This is a genomic window from Brevundimonas sp. UBA6550 (assembly GCF_002434505.1).
Taxonomy (GTDB): Bacteria; Pseudomonadota; Alphaproteobacteria; order Caulobacterales; family Caulobacteraceae; genus Brevundimonas.
Map to the genome: position 1 here is coordinate 796,965 of NZ_DJKE01000008.1, position 16,316 is coordinate 813,280.

At 66.5% G+C, this 16,316-nt stretch carries 21 protein-coding genes; 11 read left to right on the top strand and 10 right to left on the bottom strand.

Annotation, left to right across the window (positions count from 1 at the left end; translation table 11 throughout):
• Positions 1-90: 90 nt before the first annotated feature.
• Complete coding sequence (locus B3Z70_RS11825; protein ID WP_292045625.1) at positions 91-2,145, top strand: M13 family metallopeptidase; 2,055 nt, start codon at positions 91-93, stop codon at positions 2,143-2,145.
• Positions 2,146-2,225: 80 nt separating this feature from the next.
• On the opposite strand, the gene B3Z70_RS11830 is transcribed toward B3Z70_RS11825, so the two are convergent.
• The 4 genes from B3Z70_RS11830 to B3Z70_RS11845 form a co-directional block, all read right to left on the bottom strand.
• A complete protein-coding gene (locus tag B3Z70_RS11830; RefSeq protein ID WP_292020118.1) occupies positions 2,226-2,426 on the bottom strand; it encodes a glycine zipper 2TM domain-containing protein in 201 nt (66 codons plus the stop codon).
• A gap of 178 nt (positions 2,427-2,604) precedes the next feature.
• Complete coding sequence (ndk, locus tag B3Z70_RS11835) at positions 2,605-3,024, bottom strand: nucleoside-diphosphate kinase (protein WP_248119067.1); 420 nt, start codon at positions 3,022-3,024, stop codon at positions 2,605-2,607.
• 77 nt (positions 3,025-3,101) lie between these two features.
• On the bottom strand, positions 3,102-3,521 hold the full coding sequence (locus B3Z70_RS11840) for a type II toxin-antitoxin system VapC family toxin (protein WP_292020121.1): 420 nt from the start codon (positions 3,519-3,521) through the stop codon (positions 3,102-3,104).
• Positions 3,518-3,859, bottom strand: coding sequence for a type II toxin-antitoxin system Phd/YefM family antitoxin (locus B3Z70_RS11845; protein ID WP_292020122.1), 342 nt, complete (start codon positions 3,857-3,859; stop codon positions 3,518-3,520). Before B3Z70_RS11845 ends, B3Z70_RS11840 begins: the two co-directional genes overlap by 4 nt.
• 46 nt (positions 3,860-3,905) lie before the next feature.
• Here B3Z70_RS11845 and abc-f point away from each other — a divergent pair, with 46 nt between their 5' ends.
• Together abc-f and B3Z70_RS11855 are read left to right on the top strand one after the other, a co-directional pair.
• The gene (abc-f, locus tag B3Z70_RS11850) at positions 3,906-5,792 is read left to right on the top strand and encodes a ribosomal protection-like ABC-F family protein (protein WP_292020124.1); all 1,887 of its coding nucleotides are present in this window, start codon (positions 3,906-3,908) and stop codon (positions 5,790-5,792) included.
• Positions 5,789-6,031 (top strand): DUF2164 domain-containing protein, encoded by a 243-nt coding sequence (locus B3Z70_RS11855; protein ID WP_292020127.1) that lies wholly within the window; start codon positions 5,789-5,791, stop codon positions 6,029-6,031. Before abc-f ends, B3Z70_RS11855 begins: the two co-directional genes overlap by 4 nt.
• Before the next feature lie 195 nt (positions 6,032-6,226).
• Here B3Z70_RS11855 and B3Z70_RS11860 read toward each other — a convergent pair whose 3' ends face one another.
• The gene (locus B3Z70_RS11860; protein ID WP_292020129.1) at positions 6,227-6,928 is read right to left on the bottom strand and encodes an AIM24 family protein; all 702 of its coding nucleotides are present in this window, start codon (positions 6,926-6,928) and stop codon (positions 6,227-6,229) included.
• Between the two features lie 122 nt (positions 6,929-7,050).
• Here B3Z70_RS11860 and B3Z70_RS11865 point away from each other — a divergent pair, with 122 nt between their 5' ends.
• Positions 7,051-7,851 (top strand): DUF4198 domain-containing protein, encoded by an 801-nt coding sequence (locus B3Z70_RS11865; RefSeq protein ID WP_292020130.1) that lies wholly within the window; start codon positions 7,051-7,053, stop codon positions 7,849-7,851.
• A 24-nt stretch (positions 7,852-7,875) separates the two neighbouring features.
• On the opposite strand, the gene B3Z70_RS11870 is transcribed toward B3Z70_RS11865, so the two are convergent.
• Positions 7,876-8,085, bottom strand: a complete 210-nt coding sequence (locus tag B3Z70_RS11870) for a DUF3126 family protein (protein ID WP_248119054.1) — start codon at positions 8,083-8,085, stop codon at positions 7,876-7,878.
• 191 nt (positions 8,086-8,276) lie between these two features.
• On the opposite strand from B3Z70_RS11870, the gene B3Z70_RS11875 reads away from it, so the two are divergent.
• A complete protein-coding gene (locus tag B3Z70_RS11875) occupies positions 8,277-8,420 on the top strand; it encodes a hypothetical protein (protein ID WP_292045627.1) in 144 nt (47 codons plus the stop codon).
• Positions 8,421-8,427: 7 nt separating this feature from the next.
• Here B3Z70_RS11875 and cysE read toward each other — a convergent pair whose 3' ends face one another.
• The gene (gene cysE / locus B3Z70_RS11880; RefSeq protein WP_292020134.1) at positions 8,428-9,255 is read right to left on the bottom strand and encodes a serine O-acetyltransferase; all 828 of its coding nucleotides are present in this window, start codon (positions 9,253-9,255) and stop codon (positions 8,428-8,430) included.
• 17 nt (positions 9,256-9,272) lie between these two features.
• Complete coding sequence (locus tag B3Z70_RS11885) at positions 9,273-9,902, bottom strand: NUDIX domain-containing protein (RefSeq protein WP_292020136.1); 630 nt, start codon at positions 9,900-9,902, stop codon at positions 9,273-9,275.
• A gap of 45 nt (positions 9,903-9,947) precedes the next feature.
• On the opposite strand from B3Z70_RS11885, the gene B3Z70_RS11890 reads away from it, so the two are divergent.
• Both B3Z70_RS11890 and B3Z70_RS11895 read left to right on the top strand, forming a co-directional pair.
• Positions 9,948-10,541, top strand: a complete 594-nt coding sequence (locus tag B3Z70_RS11890; protein ID WP_292020138.1) for a nitroreductase family protein — start codon at positions 9,948-9,950, stop codon at positions 10,539-10,541.
• Between the two features lie 74 nt (positions 10,542-10,615).
• Positions 10,616-11,278 (top strand): DedA family protein, encoded by a 663-nt coding sequence (locus B3Z70_RS11895; RefSeq protein ID WP_292020140.1) that lies wholly within the window; start codon positions 10,616-10,618, stop codon positions 11,276-11,278.
• Here the strand turns inward: B3Z70_RS11895 and B3Z70_RS11900 are convergent.
• Positions 11,250-12,080, bottom strand: a complete 831-nt coding sequence (locus B3Z70_RS11900) for a DUF817 domain-containing protein (RefSeq protein WP_292020143.1) — start codon at positions 12,078-12,080, stop codon at positions 11,250-11,252. The genes B3Z70_RS11895 and B3Z70_RS11900 overlap by 29 nt on opposite strands.
• Positions 12,081-12,226: 146 nt before the next feature.
• Here B3Z70_RS11900 and B3Z70_RS11905 point away from each other — a divergent pair, with 146 nt between their 5' ends.
• Both B3Z70_RS11905 and B3Z70_RS11910 read left to right on the top strand, forming a co-directional pair.
• Positions 12,227-13,339: a sensor histidine kinase gene (locus B3Z70_RS11905; protein WP_292020144.1), complete on the top strand. Its 1,113-nt coding sequence runs from the start codon at positions 12,227-12,229 to the stop codon at positions 13,337-13,339.
• Positions 13,336-13,737 (top strand): response regulator, encoded by a 402-nt coding sequence (locus tag B3Z70_RS11910; protein ID WP_292020146.1) that lies wholly within the window; start codon positions 13,336-13,338, stop codon positions 13,735-13,737. The genes B3Z70_RS11905 and B3Z70_RS11910 overlap by 4 nt, the downstream gene beginning before the upstream one ends.
• A gap of 10 nt (positions 13,738-13,747) precedes the next feature.
• Here the strand turns inward: B3Z70_RS11910 and queF are convergent, their stop codons facing one another.
• The gene (gene queF / locus B3Z70_RS11915) at positions 13,748-14,209 is read right to left on the bottom strand and encodes a preQ(1) synthase (RefSeq protein WP_292020196.1); all 462 of its coding nucleotides are present in this window, start codon (positions 14,207-14,209) and stop codon (positions 13,748-13,750) included.
• Between the two features lie 422 nt (positions 14,210-14,631).
• Between queF and B3Z70_RS11920 the strand changes: the two genes are divergently transcribed.
• Complete coding sequence (locus tag B3Z70_RS11920; protein WP_292020148.1) at positions 14,632-15,564, top strand: NAD(P)H-dependent flavin oxidoreductase; 933 nt, start codon at positions 14,632-14,634, stop codon at positions 15,562-15,564.
• Between the two features lie 35 nt (positions 15,565-15,599).
• Positions 15,600-16,310: a TorF family putative porin gene (locus tag B3Z70_RS11925; protein WP_292020150.1), complete on the top strand. Its 711-nt coding sequence runs from the start codon at positions 15,600-15,602 to the stop codon at positions 16,308-16,310.
• Positions 16,311-16,316 lie beyond the last annotated feature (6 nt).

Below are 16,316 nucleotides of genomic sequence, written 5' to 3' on the forward strand. Positions count from 1 at the left end.
AACCCGCCCCAAAGATTACAAAAACGTCATGCGACAGACCGCCGCACCGGCGCGATGGTGCCGCCGATCAAAATCGGGACCCTGTCTTCCATGACTCGCATTCGTCTGATGGCCGCCTGTTCGGCCTGTATCGTCGTCGCCCTGACCGGCGGCGCGGCCTCGGCCCAGGAGCATTCGCACGGTCTGGCGGGCGCGCCGTCGCCGTTCGGGACCTGGGGCTTCGACCTGGCCGGTCGCGACACCACGGTGAAGCCGGGCGACGACTTCAATGAATACGCCAACGGCACCTATCTGCGCACCACCGAGATTCCGGCGGACAAGGCCCGGTTCGGCCCGTTCGACGTGCTTTACGAGAACGCCCAGGGCCAGTTGAAGGCCATCATCGAATCCAGCGCCGCCAACCCGGTCAACGCCAACGCCCAGAAGGTCGGCGCCCTGTACGCCAGCTTCATGGACGAGGCCCGGGTCAATCAACTGGCGGCGACCCCGCTGGCCGCCGATCTGGCGGCGGTCAAGGCCGTCGCCGACCACGCCGGCATGGCCCGGCTGATGGGGCAGAGCCACGAAGGTTTCGGCGCCTCCCTGTTCGGCATCGACGTGTTCGAGGACCTGCAGAAGCCGGACATGAACTCGGCCTATCTGGGTCAGGGCGGCCTGGGCCTGCCGGACCGCGACTACTATCTGAAGCCGGACTTCGCCGCTCAACGCGAGGCCTATCTGGCCTATCTGACCCGCACCCTGACGGCCATCGGCTGGACCGATCCGGCCAAGTCCGCCGCCGACATCCTGGCCTTCGAGACCAGGGTAGCCGAGAAGCACTGGACCACGGTCGAGCGCCGCCAGATCGACAAGCTGTACAATCCGGCCAAGGCGGCGGACCTGCCGACCCTGGCCCCCGGCGTCGACTGGGCCGCCTTCCTGTCGGGCGCCAAGGTGTCGGACGTCGAGACCCTGGTGCTGATGGAGAACACCGCCATCCCCGGCATCGCCCAGGTGTTCGCCGACACCCCGATAGAGACGCTGAAGGCCTGGCAGGCGTTCAACGTGGTCGATCAGGCCAGCCCCTATCTGTCGCAGGCCTTCGTCGACAGCCGCTTCGAGTTCCGGGGCAAGACGCTGCGCGGCCAGCCCGAGAACCGACCGCGCTGGAACCGGGGCGTGGCCCTGGTCGACGGTCAGCTGGGCGAGGTCCTGGCCCAGGAATATGTCCGCCTGCACTTCCCCGCCTCGTCCAAGGCGCAAATGGAGGCCCTGGTCGGCAACATCCGCGACGCCATGACCGAGCGGCTGAAACACGTCGACTGGATGAGCGAGCCGACGCGCGAACAGGCGCTGTACAAGATGTCCAAGTTCGGGGTGAAGATCGGCTATCCCGACAAATGGCGCAGCTATGACGGGCTGGAGCTGAAGCCCGACGATCTGTACGGCAACGTCGAACGCTCGGCCGCCTTCGAATGGGATTACAAGCGCGGCAAGATCGGCAAGCCCGTCGATCCGCTGGAATGGGGCATGACGCCCCAGACGGTGAACGCCTACTACAACCCGCCGCGCAACGAGATCGTCTTCCCGGCCGCCATCCTGCAGGCGCCCTTCTTCGATCCGAACGCGGACCCGGCCGTCAACTATGGCGGCATCGGCGCGGTCATCGGCCACGAGATCACCCACGGCTTCGACGACCAGGGCCGCAAGTCCGACGGCGACGGGGTGCTGCGCGACTGGTGGACGCCTGAGGACGCCGCCCGTTTCGAGGAACGCGCCAAGGTGCTGGGCGCCATCTACGACAAGCTGGAGCCGATCCCCGGCGTGCATGTCAACGGCGAGCTGACGATGGGCGAGAACATCGCCGACCTGGGCGGCCTGCTGCTGGCGCTGGACGCCTATCACAAGTCGCTGAACGGCCAACCGGCGCCGGTGATCGACGGTCTGACGGGCGATCAGCGCGTCTTCCTGGGCTGGGCGCAGGTCTGGCGCGAGAAGTCGCGCGAGGCGGCGCTGAAGGAACAGCTGACCACCGATCCCCACTCGCCCGGCCCGGTGCGCGCAGCCACCTCGCCCCGCAACATCGACGCCTGGTACGCCGCCTTCGGCGTGTCGCCGGACCAGAAAGAATATATCGCGCCGGACGCCCGCGCGCGCATCTGGTAAGCGCGCCTGACGTCGGACGCAGAAAAGGCCCGGAGCGCACGCTCCGGGCCTTTTTGTCATCCGGGCCTTGGGCCTTGGATTTAGCGGGGCTTGGTCGCCGCGCCGGCGACTGCGCCGATGGCGGCGCCGGCCACGGTCGAGCCGGTGTTGCCGCCAATGGCCTGGCCGGCGACAGCGCCGCCGATGGCGCCGGTGGCGGCGCGTTGTTCCATGGTCTGACCGCAGGCGGCCAGCAGGGCCACGACGCCGACGACGGGGGCCAGTTTGATGAGGGTCTTCATGGGTCTTCTCCGAAACAGCGAGGGGGACGATGCTGACCGAACGGAAAAGGCCCGCGTCCGGTTCCGAACGCGGGCCTTTCGTTTTAGGGGTCGCTAGGCTCGGGACGCGGTCCCTCGCGACTTGAGCGACAGATCGCTGGCCACGGGCGGGATGCGGTCCCGAACGCGGCCTGGAGCCTTAGCCGACGATCTGGTCGTCGGTGAAGAACTGGGCGATCTCGATCTTGGCGTTGTCCTGGCTGTCCGAACCGTGGACCGAGTTCTCGCCGATCGACAGGGCGAACTGCTTGCGGATGGTGCCTTCGGCGGCCTGTTCCGGGTTGGTGGCGCCCATGACTTCGCGATAGGCGGCCACAGCGTTGTCGCCTTCCAGCACCTGAACGACGACCGGCTCGGCGGTCATCTGCTCGACCAGTTCGCCGTAGAACGGACGCTCGGCGTGGACTTCGTAGAACTTCTTGGCCTGGTCGGTCGACAGCTTGACGCGGCGCTGAGCCACGATGCGCAGGCCGGCGCCTTCGATCACGGCGTTGATCGCGCCGGTCAGGTTGCGGCGCGTGGCGTCGGGCTTGATGATCGAGAAGGTGCGTTCGGTCATGGGATGTGACTTCTTGTTCAGTCGATTGAGGGTCGCGGGCTTATAGCGACGCGCCGTCGCCGCGCCAAGCCGCCGTTTCAGCAGGCGACGGCGCGCACGTGACCAGCCGCCGCATAGGCCAGAATGGCGCGGTCGCGGGTGATAAGGATGAGATCATTTGCTCGCGCGGTTGCGATCAGCATTCGATCAGTCGGGTCTCTATGGGCTAGATCAGGCAACTCGCCCACATCAAGCATGAGATCGACGTCAAGAGACAGCAGATGCGCGCGCGTGGCCCTTACTGCCTTAGACAGCCAGCCCCTGACGTCTCCACCGATCACGACCTCCAACGACCGTTTCTGGCGGATTATTCCCAGCTCCCATGCCGTTGCAGCGGAAACGTGGACACCGCCATTGGCGCTGGCCGCCACAACCGCAGCGGCAGCTTCCTCGCGAATGGACGCCCCCAAAACGATCCAGATCAGAGCATGGGTGTCGAGCAGCACACCGTCGCTCATTCCTCGCCTAGTCCGAGCTTGAGGTCGTAGTCAGGATCGTCCACGCCCATATCGGCCTCGACCGTCGTTCCAAATACCTGTTCGTAAATGGGTTTCGCCAAATCGATGCTTGGGTCGATGACGAGCGAGCCCTTCATGCTCCCAAACATGCTGTGTGGATTCCAGGGCTCTTCGGCCGCCGCTTCTGGAGCAACCAGAACGGCAGCCTCCTTGCCCCGTTTAGTGATGTGAACCTTCTTCACAGCGCCCGAGTTCACGCGGTCCAAGAGGTCCAGACACTTGGCCTTGAACTCCGTCGCCGTTATGACGACCTCGCCGCTTACAAGATCATACGTCATGACTGGTCATATAGAGATGACCAGTCAGAAAGTCCATGCGCCGACCATGCTCCAGATCACCGACCTGACCTTCAACGCCTGGGGCCGCAAATTCCTCGTGGACGCCTCCGTCAGCCTGCCGCCGGGCGCCAAGGTCGGGCTGGTGGGGCGCAACGGCATCGGCAAGTCCACGCTGTTCAAACTGATCCTGGGCGAGCTGAACGCCAATGGCGACGAGATCAGCCTGCCCAAGACCGCCCGTATCGGCTCGGTCGATCAGGAACATCCGGCGACGCCGGTCAGCGTCATCGACACCATTCTGGAGGCGGACGTCGAGCGCCACACCCTGCTGGGCCGGCTGGAAACGGCCGAGCCGGAGGAGATGGGCGAGATCTGGTCGCGCCTGATCGAGATCGACGCCGACGCCGCGCCCGCGCGCGCCGCCGAAATCCTGGTCGGCCTGGGCTTCGATCAGGAGAACCAGGCCCGGCCGATGTCCGAGTTCTCGGGCGGCTGGCGGATGCGCGTGGCCCTGGCCGCCGCCCTGTTCGCCGAGCCGGACATGCTGCTGCTGGACGAACCGACCAACTACCTCGATCTGGAAGGCGCCCTGTGGCTGGAGGCGCGGCTGAAGAAATACCCGCACACGGCACTGATCATCTCCCACGACCGGGAAATGCTGAACGAGGTCTGCACCCACATCCTGCACCTCGCCAACCACACCCTGACCCTCTACACCGGCAACTACGACGCCTTCGAAAAGGCCCGGGCGGAAAAGGCCCGGCTGCAGCTGTCGGCCAAGGCCAAGCAAGACGCCGAGCGCGCCCACCTTCAGGCCTTCGTGGATCGGTTCAAGGCCAAGGCGTCCAAGGCCGCTCAGGCCCAGTCGCGCATGAAGCGGCTGGAGAAGATGCAGCCGGTGGCCACCACCATCGAGGAGCGGGTCGCCCCCTTCACCCTGCCCTCGCCGCCGCGCCCCCTGGCGCCGCCGCTGATCCGGCTGGAACGGGCCAATGTCGGCTATGAGACCGGCAAGCCGATCCTGCGCAATCTGAACCTGCGGATGGACCTGGACGACCGGATCGGCCTCTTGGGCGTCAACGGCGCGGGCAAGTCGACCTTCGCAAAGATGATCGCCGGCGCCCTGAACGTGTCTGAAGGCGAACTCCATCGCGACAAGAAGATGAAGGTCGGCTGGTTCCACCAGCATCAGATCGAGGCGATGGACCCGACCGACACGCCGCTGGAGATCATCCGCCGCGCCATGCCGGATGCGCCCGAAAGCGCCCGCCGCTCCAAGCTGGCGCAGTTCGGCCTGGGCTATGAGAAGCAGGAGACCACGGTCGACAGCCTGTCGGGCGGCGAGCGCGCCCGCCTGCTGCTGAACATGGTGGCTATGGACGCGCCCCACGTCCTGATCCTGGACGAACCGACCAACCACCTGGACATCGACAGCCGCCGCGCCCTGCTGGATGCGCTGAACGACTACACCGGCGCCGTCATCCTGATCACCCACGACCGTTCGTTGATGGAGATGGTGGCCGATCGCCTGTGGCTGGCCGCCGACGGCACGGTCAAGCCGTTCGACGGCGACATGGACGACTACGCCAAGTTCGTCCTGGACCGCGCCAAACAGGCCATCGCCAAGCCCAGTCAGATCAAGAAGGAAGAGGCGGCGGCCGCTCCCGTCCAGAACAATAAGGGCAAGAAGAACGACAAGAAATCAGGCCCTTCGCCCTCGACGCTGCGTCATGCGGTGAAGAAGGCCGAGGAGACCATGACCCGCCTGACCGCCGAGATCGCCCGCATCGACGACGACATGGCCACCGCCTCGGTCAGCAATCCAAAAGCCCTGGAGGGCCTGACCCGCGCCCGCGCCAAGACCGAGGCCGATCTGGCCGCCGCCGAAGCGGCCTGGGTCGCGGCGGAGGAAGCCCTGGCCGAGGTCGCATGACGCCCATCCGCTTCAGCCGCGAGGAGGTCGCCGCCATCACGGCGAAGCTGCGCCCCTATTTCCGGGACGAGCTGGACGTCGAACTGCGCGACCTTCCGGCCGAGATGCTGATCGACTTCCTCGCCCGAGAAATCGGCCCTTTCTTCTACAACCGCGCCCTCTATGACGCCCAGGCCGTGCTGAAGAAGAAGGCCGACGACATCGGCGAAGCGATCGCGGGGCTGGAACGCGCGGAGTGACGGCGGGGCCTCCATCTCAAGGGGTAGGTCGATCGACAATCAGCCTAGTGACGTCATTCCGGGGCGTCCGAAGGACGAACCCGGAACCCAGGAGGCGCGCATCAGGCTTTAAATGCGTTCAGCAGAGCGCTTGCGGGCCCTGGATTCCGGGTTCTTCGCTCCGCTCAGCCCCGGAATGACGACTGACCTGGGCTGTCAGCCTCCGCTATTGGCCTGCATATAGGTTTCCTCATAGGGCTGCACGACGACCCAGCCCTCGCCTTGGAATTTCATCTGGATGCTCTCGCCCGAGCCGCGTCCGACCAGGGTCTTCAGCGAGATGTCGGTGGCGATTTCGGGCGACAGGCTGCCCGACCAGGCCACGGTGGCGTTCGGATCGGTGAACACCGGGCCGGTCGCCGCGCTGACCTTCAGGATCAGCGGGTCGTAGTGGGAGGTGATGGCGACGATGCCGCTGCCGCTCAGCTTCACGTTGAACAGGCCGCCGGACATCATGCCCGCGACCCGCTTCATCATGGTGATCTGGTTGCTGATTCCGTTTTCCAGCGCCAGCACGTCGTTGCCGTTGACGAAGATGGTCTCGTTATCCAGGCGCAGCAGGGTGATCTTCTTGCCCGTGTCGGCCAGATAGACGCGGCCCTGGCCCTCCATCTTCATCAGCACCATGCCCTCGCCGCTGACGGCCTTCTTCAGCAGGTTGCCCAGGCCCTGCTCCATCAGGCCCTGGCGCGTGAACTTCACCTGGCCGGTGCGCGCGACCATGGCGCCGGACTTGGCCCAGACCGATCCGTTCAGCCGCACCTCCAGCAGATAGGCGTTTTCCAGTTCGAAGGCGTCGGTGCTGACGTCCTTCTCTCTGTAGGCGGCCACGAATTCGGCGACGGTTTTCACGGGCATGGAGACCTCGAAGGGTGTTTCAGGGACGCCCAGCCTGGCCGCACATCGCCGCCTCACGCAAGGCCATAATGTTGCAAACGCCTCGCAATCTTATATTATCCGACGAACGCAAGGGGCCCAGCATGAGCAGACCCTTCCTCCACGCCAGTCTTCTGGCCAGCCTGGTCGCCGTCTGGGGCGCGGGCGCGGCCCAGGCCCATTCGCCCTATTTGCGGCCCAACGTGTTCGACGCCACCAACCGCGACCATGTGACGGTCGAGGCCGCCTTCACCGAGGATGTGTTCAACGCCGAGGTGGTCATGCGCTCCGACCATTTCCACGTCGTCGGGCCGAACGGCGACACGCCGATCACCACCGTCACCTATTTGCGCGATCTGGCGGTGTTCGAGGCGCCGACGCCGGTGGACGGCCTTTATCGCCTGTCGTCCGGCGCGCGCGAGGGGCGGGCCGCCAAGATGTACCAGACCCCGTCCGGCTGGAAGATGGTGGGCGAGGAGGATGCGCCGCCCCCGCCCGGCGCCGAACTGGTCGATGTGCAGAGCATCACGGTCGCCGACGTCTATGTGGTGCGCGGCGCGCCCGACGACGCGGCGCTGAAACCTTCGGGCCACGGGCTGGAGCTTCAGCCCCTGATCCAGCCCGGCGACATCGTGGCGGGCGAGGACGCGCCCTTCCGCCTGCTGTTCGACGGCCAGCCGGTCGCGGGCGCCGACGTGACCGTGTTTCGCGAGGCGGGCCAGTACGACGGACGCAAGATCGAGACCGAAACCCGCACCGACGCCTCGGGCCGGATCACCCTCAGGGTCGCCGAACCGGGGGCCTATATGACCCAGGTGCGTCACCGCATCGCCACCCCGGCCGGCGCCGCCACGCCCTGGCGCAGCTACACCCACACCCTGACCTTCATCGCCCACGCGGGCTGAAGGCCAGGGGGGCTGGTCTCCCGTTCAGTCCGGCAGGTCTTCGGCCAGGATGGCCATTTCGAACATGAAGGAGCCCTCCTCGTCCTCGTCCTCGAAGACGATGCCGATGAACTCGTCGCCGACATAGACCTCGGCCGAATCGTTCTGCTTGGGGCGGGCCTTCACGATGATGCCGCCGGTGTTGAAGGTGCGCTTGAGGTGGCCCTCGATGCGCTTCAGGTCGGTGTCTTTCACGGATGGCCTCATGGTCTTGGATTGGCGGCGGACCCTAGAGAAGTCCGGGGGTCAGGGGAACCGCCGCCCGTCATTTTCCACCGCCGCGACCGGCTGAACGGAAAATGTGCGGCGTCGTTCATTTTCCTTTACGGCCCCCGACGCGCGGCGACGTCAAATAAGTGTCACCGTTCGTTTCGGGGGAAACGCAGATGCTGCTGTCGATCATGGTCGGCGAAGCGCTTTACATCGCTCACCGCTGTCGGCGGGCGCTTCTAGCGTCGCCGGTCGTCCTGGCCTGCGCCATGACGGCCATGGCTCTGTTCCATTACGGGGCGGCGTCGCCCCACGGCTGACGCCCGGTCAGATCACGAAGTCATAGACCACGTCGGCCAGGGTGTGATCCATGGTCCGCGCCGGCTCGGCCCCGGTCGGGCAGTTGACCAGACGCGCGGGCACGCCCGCCACGGTGCAGCCGGTCGGCACGGCCTTCAGCACCACCGAGCCTGACGCCACCTTGGCGTAGTCGCCGATGTGGATATTGCCCAGCACCTTGGCCCCCGCGCCCAGCAGCACGCCCTTGCCGATCTTGGGGTGGCGGTCGCCGCGTTCGGCCCCCGTCCCGCCCAGGGTCACGTTGTGCAGCATGGACACGTCGTCGCCGACCACCGCCGTCTCGCCGATGACGATGCCGGTGCCATGGTCCAGGAACAGCCCCTTGCCCAGCCGCGCGGCGGGGTGGATGTCCAGTTGGAACAGCTCCGAAATCCGGCTCTGGAAATGGAAGGCCAGGGTCTCGCGCCCCTGCCCCCACAGCCAGTGCGCCACGCGCCAGCCCTGCAGCGCCTGAAAGCCTTTGAAATACAGGAAGGGCTGCAACAGGTTGCGGATCGCCGGATCGCGTTCGGCCACAGCCTGCAGGTCCGCTTCCGCCGCCTCGACCATAGACGGATCGGCCTTGAACGCCGACAGGCAGACCTCGCGCACCGACATGGCGCTCATCTCGCCGTCCGCCAGCTTGCGCGCGATCTGGAAGCTGAGCGCGCCGGCCAGGTCGTCGTGCGATAAAATCACGGCATTCATCTGCGAGCCGAGTTGCGGCTCCTCGCGCGAGGCGGCCTCGGCCGAGGCGCGCAGCTGGCGCCACACGCTGTCGGTTTCGTTTTCCGCGACGACTTCAAGCTTGGCCATGACAGGCTCCTTCGCGCTCATCCTACCCGCCTCAGCATGGCCTGCGCCAGCGCCTGCGGCAGTTCGCCGACCATCGCCATATGGTAGGCCCTGTAGGCCGTCGCCACCGTCAGCCCGTCGCGCACCGTCCCCCGCCCGATCTCCTCCAGCAGATCCAGGAACGGCACGCGAACCACGGCGATGATTTCGGTCGGATCGGGCGCCGTCGGGGCGGGCGACAGGCCCCAGGCGATCCAGGTCATGCCGATCTCGTCGGTGATGGAGTTGGACATCTCGACCTTCACCGCCGGCGCCCAGTGTTCGGCGCGCAGCCCCGCCTCCTCGGCCAGTTCGCGCCGCACCCCGTCGAACGGGTCTTCGTCCAGCGGCGCCCCGCCCTCGGGCATTTCCCAGCTGTAGTTGGCCAGGGCGAACCGCTGCTGCCCCACCAGGGTCACGGTCCCGTCGTCATGCACGGGCAGGACGCCGGTGCCCACATTCTTGAACCGCACCACGGCGTAGTCGGCCTTCATCCCCGTCGGCGCCGTCGCCGGATGCCGCGTCAGGGCCATCCACGGGCTGTCGAACACCGTCTCGGTTCCGTCGTTGCGCCAGGCCGGCGGCTTGGCCAGACCCTCGGCCCATTTCGGTTCGTCGGTTTTACGCATGGGCGACCTATGGCGGATGGGGGGTCGAAAGCCTAGCTAGACGGCATGACCGCGCTTAACGAGCCCCTGCCCCCGCCCGTTCCGTCCCAGGCCTTCCTGGATCGGCTGGCCCAGCGCCGCTCGGCCCCGGCCCAGGCCCTGACGACGCCCGGCCCGTCGGACGCCGAGCTGGACCACATTCTGGCCTTGGGCGCCCGCACGCCGGACCACGGCAAGCTGTTTCCCTGGCGCTTCGTGGTCCTGGGGCCGCAGTCGCGCGCCGAGATCGCGGCCCGGCTGGCGGTGCTGGTCGAGCTCAGGAACGGCCCGGCCAAGGATCAGACGGTGCTGGCCAAGCTGACCGCCGCGCCCGTCACCATCTTGGTCGTCTCCACCCCCGTCCCCAACGCCAAGCCGATCTGGGAGCAGCAGTTGTCGGCCGGGGCGGTGTGCATGAACCTGGAGCACGCGGCCGGCGGCTTCGGCTACTCCGCCAGCTGGATCACCGACTGGTACAGCTACGATCCGCAGGCCCTGCCCCTGTTCGGCGTGGGCGAGAACGAGAGCGTCGCGGGCTTCATCCACATCGGCACGCTGGACGAACAGGCGCTGGAGCGTCCCCGCCCGGATATGTCGGCCAAGGTCACACGCCTGCCGTAAGCCGGTGACATAAGGTCGCCCTGCGTCGGTTCGCCCCCTCGACCGACCCCGCCTTTCTCCCCCAAGGCCTTCGTATGGATTCCCTGTTGCAAGCCGTGGGCGACTTCATCGCCCGCAACCATATGTGGGCCGGCGTCCTGTTGGGCCTGATCACCTTCTTCGAATCGCTGGCCGTCGTCGGCGCCTTCGTGCCCGCCACCGGCCTGTTGGTCGCGGCCGGCGGCCTGATCGCGGCCGGGGTGCTGGATCCGGTCAATGTCATCGTCGGCTGCGTGGTCGGCGCGGTGATCGGCGACGCCGTCTCCTACTGGGCTGGACGGCGCCTGGGCGTGCGGTTCCTGCAGCGCCCGATGTTCAGGCCGCACCGCCGCCGCATCGCCTGGACGCGCCTGTACTGCCGCCGCTACGGCGTCATGTCGATCTTCGTGGGCCGCTTCTTCGGCCCGTTGCGCGCCTTCGTGCCGCTGACGCTGGGGATGCTCAGGATGCGCCAGCGCGCCTTCCAGTTCGGCAATGTCACGTCGGCGGTCGTTTGGGTCCTGGCCATGCTGGCGCCGGGCTATCTGGCAGCCCAAGGACTGGCGCGGATGGAACTGCTCAGCGAGGCTCACGGCCCCACCCTGCTGATCGGCGCCATCGCCCTGGCCATCCTGGTCGTCGCCGTCGCCTATCGCCTGCTCAAGGCCCGCATGAGCCGCAGGTCCGCCGTCATGCGCGGGGCGCTGGAGAGCCGCTGACCTCGTCTTCCGGCCGGTGGACCAATGAGACCAGCACGACCGAAATGATCATCAGCAGGAACCAGCTGCCCAACTTGGCCAGGGACACAATCTCCCACCCGTCCGCCTGGCCCGGATAGACCCAGGCCCGGCCCAGCGTGCCCAGGTTCTCGGCGAACCAGATGAACAGGGCCACCAGGAAATAGCCCAGCAGCAGCGGCATCGACCGCCGCTTCCGATCCGCCGTGAAATAGAACCACCCCCGTCCGAACAACAGGGCGGTCGCGATGAACAACGCGATCCGCACGTCCGGCAGCCAATGATGGGCGAAGAAGTTGACGTAGATGGCCGCCGCCAGCACCCAGGTCGTCCAAAGCGGCGGATACCCCCGCACCCGGATGTGGAAGATACGCTGCACCCGCGCGATATAGCTGCCGACCGCCGCATACATGAAGCCCGAGAACAGGGGCACGGCCCCGATCCGCAACAGGCTGTCCTCGGGATAGACCCACGACCCATGCGCCGTCTTGAACAGCTCCATGATCGTGCCGGCGACGTGGAACAGGAAGATGACCCGCGCCTCCTCCCAACTCTCCAGCCGAAACGCCAGCATCGCCGCCTGGATCAGCACCGCCCCGACCGCCAGGAAATCGTAGCGCGACACCGGCGCCTGGTCGGGCCAGAACAGGAAGGTCCCCAGGATCAGGGCCAGCATCAGCCCGCCGAACAGACACGCCCACCCCTGCTTGAGACCGAACCACAGGAATTCGTAGGCATGGCGGCGCGGACGCGACCGATCGGCCCAGCCCTCGGCTCGCGCCATCAGACGTCGGCCCCAGGCTTCTAGAGGGAGGCGGTAAAGGTGTTCCATGGTCAGGATAAGCCACGCCTGCGCCCGCTGCTGTCAACGATCATCGTCACGCGGAAATCCTTGCGACGTCGCGGGATTCCGCCATAAGTCGCAAGGACATGTCGTCCGAAAACCCTCCGACCGCCGAGCCTCTCGAACCCGCCCTTCGGTTCCTCGCAGGCGGCGGGGCGGCGACGCGGTTGATCCTCGACCGCGACTGGTCCGACCACCCGCTCGGCCCGCCTCAGGACTGGCCGCCCGCGCTGAAGACCGCCCTCAGCCTGGTTCTGAACTCGCCCGAATCGATGATCCTGGCCTGGGGCGAGCAGGACCTGTGGTTCTTCTTCAACGAGACCTATTTTCCCTTGCTCGGCCCGCGCCTGAACTGGGCCATGGGATCGGCCTTCATCGAGGTCTGGGCCGACGGATGGGAACAGGCCAAGCCGATCATCGACGAGGCCTTCGCCGGCCGCAGCCGCCGGTTCGTCGACCTGCCGTGGAAGCTGGACACCGACCGGGGCGTTTCCGACACCTGGTGGACCTTCTCCTATTCGCGCGTTCTGAACGCCGAGGGCGGCGTCGACGGCCTGTTCATCTTCACCAACGAAACGACCGGCCGGGTGCTGGCGGACGCCGCCCGCCTGCAGGCCGAGGATCACAACGCCATCCTGACGGCCGAGACCACCCACCGGCTGAAGAACACCCTAGCCATGGTTCAGGCCATCGCGCGCCAAAGCCTGAAGGGCCTGGACCGCGAGCGGGTTCGCGCCTTCGAGGACCGGCTGCTGGCGCTGGCCGCCGCCCACGCGGCCCTGACCCAGAAGAACTGGCAGAGCGCGGACCTGCGCTCCCTGATCACCAAAGCCCTGGGCAATGTCATGGAGGCCGACAGCTTCCGCCTGGACGGTCCCGCCTTCTCCGTGTCGGACCGCGCCGCCCAGACGATCATCCTGCTGATCCACGAAATGGCGACCAACGCCGTCAAATACGGGGCGGCGTCCGTGCCGCAGGGCTGTGTGTGGATCGACTGGCGGCTGGATGGCGACGATGTTGTCGTGACCTGGCGCGAGGTCGGCGGCCCGCCTGCGGAACCGCCCACCCGTCGCGGCTTCGGCTCCAAATTGATCGAGCGCGGTCTTTCTGGAACCGGGGGCTCCGATCTTCGCTATAGTACGACAGGGTTGGTCGCGGTCTTCACGGCTCGCTCCGAGAGTTTGGCTCCCACTTCATGAATAGCGACCGAACCCCTGCGCCCACCGGCCCGCTCGTGCTGGTGGTCGAGGACGAACCGTTGCTGCGGCTGGCGGCCGTGGAGATGGTGGAGGACGCGGGCTATGTTGCGGTCGAGGCGGCCGACGCCTTCGAGGCGGTTCGCATCCTGGAAAGCCGCGACGACATCCGCATCGTGTTCACCGACATCGACATGCCCGGCGGAATGTCAGGCGTCACCCTGGCCGCCGCGATCCGCGACCGCTGGCCGCCCATCGACATCATCATGACGTCCGGCGCCGTCGTTCCGGCCGATGCGATGGTGCCCGAACGCGGCGTCTTCCTGGCCAAGCCCGTGTCGCAACGTCAGTTCGAGCGCACGCTTGAAGGCTTCAGGACCGACCCGCCCACGGTGATGTGAGGCGCTCGCCTCACCCTCGCCCGCGATAGGTCGCCACCCCCTGGTCCGGCAGCCACAGCCCCTCGGGCGGCGCGCCGGTCTGCCAGAAGACGTCGATCGGGATGCCGCCGCGCGGATACCAGTATCCGCCGATCCTCAGCCATTTGGGCTCAAGCAGGTCGGCCAGCCTGCGGCCGATGGCGACGGTGCAGTCCTCGTGGAAGGCGCCGTGGTTGCGGAAACTGGTCAGATAAAGCTTCAAGCTCTTGGATTCGACCAGCCAGTCGCCCGGCGCATAGTCGATGACGAGGTGGGCGAAGTCCGGCTGGCCGGTGACGGGGCACAGGCTGGTGAACTCCGGCGCCGTGAACCGGGCCAGGTAAAGCGTGTCCGCGTGCGGGTTCGGCACCCGCTCCAGCACGGCGGTTTCGGGGCTGGTCGGGGCGGCGGTCTGGGCGCCCAGTTGGCTCAGGTTGTCGGTGTAGTGGGTCATGCTGGGCATTTAGGCGCTTGCGGCGCGTATGAAAATCCTCCCGCATCAGGGAAGACCAAAGACACGCCGCCCATCCTATCTCTCGAAAACTTCGGTCGCCCTTTCAACGTCTTGATGACCGGCAGCGTCAATCGACCGACCGTCCCCTCAAACGCCCGTATGATGCGCCGTTTCGCAGCAGGACGAAAACTTGGACTCACTTGGACTCGTTGGACTGTTTTTTTCGGAGTCCAACTCCACCCGCCTAATTGCACGCCCTTGCACTTTGCACTCCATTTCCGCGTGCAGTGCAATTTCACGCCCGCCCCGTTTTCAGACGATCGAGACTCTGTTTTTTCGCACCGCAGACTCAAATCCCTTCCCATTTGCCTTCCCCCGCGACAGCCCGCTAAGCGTAGCGAAAGAAAACCAAGGAGACGCCCGTGGCCATTCCCGCTTCGCTGCAAAAAGGTCTGACCCTGCCGATCATTTCGGCGCCCATGTTCCTGGTCTCGGGGCCGGACCTGGTGGTCGAGGCCTGCAATGCGGGCGTCATCGGCACCTTCCCCTCGCTGAACCAGCGCACGACCGAGGGCTATCGGGAGTGGATCCAGGAGATCAAGTCGCGACTGAAGCCGGAGGCCGCCGCCTTCGGCGTCAACCACATCGTCCATCCGACCAATCCCCGGCTGATGGCCGACATGATGGTGTCGGTCGAGGAGAAGGTGCCGCTGATCATCACCTCCCTGGGCGCCGTGCGCGACATGGTCGATGCGGTCCACGGCTATGGCGGTCAGGTCTTCCACGACATCGCCAACATCCGCCATGCGCGAAAGGCGGCCGAGGCGGGCGTCGACGGCCTGATCCTGGTGGCCAACGGCGCGGGCGGCCATGCGGGCATCATCAACCCCTTCGCCCTGGTCAACGAGGTGCGCAGCTTCTTCGACGGAACCATCATCCTGTCGGGCGCCATCTCGACGGGTCAGGACGTGGCGGCGGCCCTGATGCTGGGGGCCGACTTCGCCTATATGGGCACCCGCTTCATCAACACGACCGAGGCCATGGCGCCCGACGCCTACAAGCAGATGGTGATCGACAGCGGCTCGACCGACATCGTCCACACCCCGGCCGTCTCGGGCATTCCGGCCAACTTCATGACCAAGTCGCTGGTCGACAACGGCATCGACCCCAAACACCTGCCCGAGCACAAGCTGGACATGGGCGACGAGGCCAAGGCGTGGAAGACCGTCTGGTCCGCAGGGCAAGGCGCGGGCGCCATCCACGACGTTCTGCCGACCGCCGAACTGGTGGCGCGCCTGCGACAAGAGTTCGCTCAGGCCACGGATCAATTCGCTATCAAGACCGGAGCGCGTTAAAGGCGCCGAACCGCATTTCGCGCGTTGGAGCCGTCATGATCCGCACATCCGTCCCCATGTTCGCCGCCTTCGCCCTCGCCGCCGCCGTGGCCGCGCCTGCTGCGGCCCAAACCGCCTCGGGTCCGTCGTGGCGGGACGCCTGGTCGTTCGAACTGGGCGCCGGCACGGACAACCGATCCAAGAATGCGTCGAAATCCGGCAACGACGGCTACGCCTTCGGTTCGGCGACGTGGCAGAGTGCGGACGGCCTGTTCTACGCCGGCCCCGGCTTCGAGACGGTCCAGTCGGGCGGCTCGAACGTCGAGGCCGAGTTCGTCGCCGGCTATCAGCCCGAGGCCTTCGGCTATCAGTTCGACTTCAACGTCGCCTACAAGAACCGCCTGGGCGCCGAGGGCGGCTACGACCAGGACGCCTGGGAGCTGACCGGCAACGTCAGCCGCTCCATCGGCCCGGCCAGCGCCCGGCTGCAGGTCCAGTATTCGCCCGACGTCGCCGGCCCGACCGAGTCCTTCACCTGGGTCGAGGGCCAGATCGGTTGGGACTTCACCCCCCGGCTGAACGGCACGGCGGCGGTGGGGCGGCGCAACCAGACGGGCGGGCCCGACTACACCGGCTGGAACGCCGGCGTCACCTACGCCATGACCGACGCCCTGTCGCTGGACGTGCGCTATCACGACACCGACGCCGACACCTTCGGCGAGCAGTATAAACAGGCGCTGGTGGCCAAGGTGTCCTACGACTTCTGACCCCGC

What these genes read in the sequence shown, in the direction of transcription:
- B3Z70_RS11825 (WP_292045625.1), top strand. Translation starts at nt 91, where the DNA reads ATGACTCGCATTCGTCTGATGGCCGCCTGTTCGGCCTGTATCGTCGTC.
- B3Z70_RS11830 (WP_292020118.1), bottom strand. Translation starts at nt 2,426, where the DNA reads ATGAAGACCCTCATCAAACTGGCCCCCGTCGTCGGCGTCGTGGCCCTG.
- ndk (WP_248119067.1), bottom strand. Translation starts at nt 3,024, where the DNA reads ATGACCGAACGCACCTTCTCGATCATCAAGCCCGACGCCACGCGCCGC.
- B3Z70_RS11840 (WP_292020121.1), bottom strand. Translation starts at nt 3,521, where the DNA reads ATGAGCGACGGTGTGCTGCTCGACACCCATGCTCTGATCTGGATCGTT.
- B3Z70_RS11845 (WP_292020122.1), bottom strand. Translation starts at nt 3,859, where the DNA reads ATGACGTATGATCTTGTAAGCGGCGAGGTCGTCATAACGGCGACGGAG.
- abc-f (WP_292020124.1), top strand. Translation starts at nt 3,906, where the DNA reads ATGCTCCAGATCACCGACCTGACCTTCAACGCCTGGGGCCGCAAATTC.
- B3Z70_RS11855 (WP_292020127.1), top strand. Translation starts at nt 5,789, where the DNA reads ATGACGCCCATCCGCTTCAGCCGCGAGGAGGTCGCCGCCATCACGGCG.
- B3Z70_RS11860 (WP_292020129.1), bottom strand. Translation starts at nt 6,928, where the DNA reads ATGCCCGTGAAAACCGTCGCCGAATTCGTGGCCGCCTACAGAGAGAAG.
- B3Z70_RS11865 (WP_292020130.1), top strand. Translation starts at nt 7,051, where the DNA reads ATGAGCAGACCCTTCCTCCACGCCAGTCTTCTGGCCAGCCTGGTCGCC.
- B3Z70_RS11875 (WP_292045627.1), top strand. Translation starts at nt 8,277, where the DNA reads ATGCTGCTGTCGATCATGGTCGGCGAAGCGCTTTACATCGCTCACCGC.
- cysE (WP_292020134.1), bottom strand. Translation starts at nt 9,255, where the DNA reads ATGGCCAAGCTTGAAGTCGTCGCGGAAAACGAAACCGACAGCGTGTGG.
- B3Z70_RS11885 (WP_292020136.1), bottom strand. Translation starts at nt 9,902, where the DNA reads ATGCGTAAAACCGACGAACCGAAATGGGCCGAGGGTCTGGCCAAGCCG.
- B3Z70_RS11890 (WP_292020138.1), top strand. Translation starts at nt 9,948, where the DNA reads ATGACCGCGCTTAACGAGCCCCTGCCCCCGCCCGTTCCGTCCCAGGCC.
- B3Z70_RS11895 (WP_292020140.1), top strand. Translation starts at nt 10,616, where the DNA reads ATGGATTCCCTGTTGCAAGCCGTGGGCGACTTCATCGCCCGCAACCAT.
- B3Z70_RS11900 (WP_292020143.1), bottom strand. Translation starts at nt 12,080, where the DNA reads ATGGCGCGAGCCGAGGGCTGGGCCGATCGGTCGCGTCCGCGCCGCCAT.
- B3Z70_RS11905 (WP_292020144.1), top strand. Translation starts at nt 12,227, where the DNA reads ATGTCGTCCGAAAACCCTCCGACCGCCGAGCCTCTCGAACCCGCCCTT.
- B3Z70_RS11910 (WP_292020146.1), top strand. Translation starts at nt 13,336, where the DNA reads ATGAATAGCGACCGAACCCCTGCGCCCACCGGCCCGCTCGTGCTGGTG.
- queF (WP_292020196.1), bottom strand. Translation starts at nt 14,209, where the DNA reads ATGACCCACTACACCGACAACCTGAGCCAACTGGGCGCCCAGACCGCC.
- B3Z70_RS11925 (WP_292020150.1), top strand. Translation starts at nt 15,600, where the DNA reads ATGATCCGCACATCCGTCCCCATGTTCGCCGCCTTCGCCCTCGCCGCC.